The 1,424-nt window shown below is 73.1% G+C and carries 1 protein-coding gene and 1 pseudogene; both read left to right on the top strand.

What is annotated here, in order from left to right; all coding sequences use genetic code 11:
* Window positions 1-391, top strand: a pseudogene (locus MJ797_RS19400) (hypothetical protein); the annotation flags it as partial.
* On the top strand, window positions 384-1,424 hold a 1,041-nt coding region (locus tag MJ797_RS19395), incomplete at its 3' end, for a radical SAM protein (protein ID WP_239337518.1). The pseudogene MJ797_RS19400 and the gene MJ797_RS19395, both read left to right, overlap by 8 nt.

Genomic DNA, 1,424 nt, shown 5'->3' with positions numbered 1-1,424 from the left:
CCCCGCCACCAGCCCCACCACACTCGCCACCCTCTGGACCGCCCGCACCCTGCACCCCCCCGACCTGCGCACCGCCCTGCGCTGCGCCGCGCACACCCCCCACCCCACCACCGTGATCCTCACCCACCACCACCTCACCCACGACCAGCCCCTCACCCTCGGAGCACACCTCCGCCTCCTGACCACCCACACCCCCGGCGACCCACCCCCCAACCACCACCACCGCGATCACGATCACGGGCTCGGCGGCACGGACGAGCGCTACCACCACCACCTCCCACCCCACCCGACTGCCACCGTGCTCGCCGACACCATCCACGCACTACTCACCCCGGCACCCCATGACCAGCCCCACGACCAGGCGCACCGGTCCGGAACACGCCGTGTCTGACGATCCGCATGGGCCGGTGTGGCGGGCGGCCGTTCTCGGTGAGCCGGTTGGGAGCGAATCCGGACAATCGGATAAGCGCGGCAAAGAGGCCCGGCGGATCCGCTGCCTGCTGTGTCCGCATGGCTGTGAGCTGCGGCCCGGCGAGACGGGAGTGTGCGCGGTGCGGCGCAACCACGCCGGTGTGCTGGAGACAGCCACCTACACCGTCGCAGTCACGCACCTTGACGCGATCGAGCGCAAGCCCTTCTACCACGTCCGGCCGGGGAGCCGGGTGCTCACGATCGCCGGGCCGGGATGCTCGTTCCGCTGCAACTACTGCGTCAACCACCGGCTGTCCCAGTACGGCCAGGTCGCCGACGTCGCCTGGACAGGCCGGCCCGCGCAACCCGCCGAGCTGGTCGCGCAGGCCGCCGCGAACGGTGCGTCCCTCGCCATGTCCTACGCCGAGCCCGGTCTCGCCCCGGAGCTGACCCTGGCCCTCGCGGCCCTCGCCGCCCCGGCGGGCGTGCCGATCGTGTGGAAGACGAACGGTTTTCTCACCGCGTCCGCGATCGACCTGGTCGCGGGCGCGCTGGACGCGGTGAACATCGACGTCAAGGCCGCGGGGGAGTCCGCTCACCGACGGCTCACCGGCGCGCACCTGCGTCCCGTGCTGGACGCGGTCGAGCGGTTGCGTGCCGCCGGCGTGTGGGTGGAGGTCTCCACGCCGCTGATCCCCGGCGTCTCCGCCGAACCGGACGCGCTGCGCGCCATCGCCCGCCACCTCGCCGGCATCGACCCGGACATCCCCTGGCACCTGCTGCGGTTCACCCCGGACTTCCGGATGCGCCGGCCGGCACCGACCAGCCCCGACGTCCTCGACGCGGCGCGGGCGACCGGGCGGGACGCCGGCCTGCGGTACGTCTACGTCGAACGAGCCCTCGGCGCCGCCGGCCGGGAGACCCGCTGCCCGGCCTGTGACACGGTGCTGGTGCAACGCGGCATCTGGGAGACACTGGAATCCGCGGTCACGCACGGCATCTGCCCGCACTGC

It is taken from the genome of Protofrankia sp. CiP3, assembly GCF_917627345.1.
In the GTDB taxonomy this organism is placed as follows: Bacteria; Actinomycetota; Actinomycetes; order Frankiales; family Frankiaceae; genus Protofrankia.
This window is presented reverse-complemented; position numbering and strand designations above follow the sequence as displayed.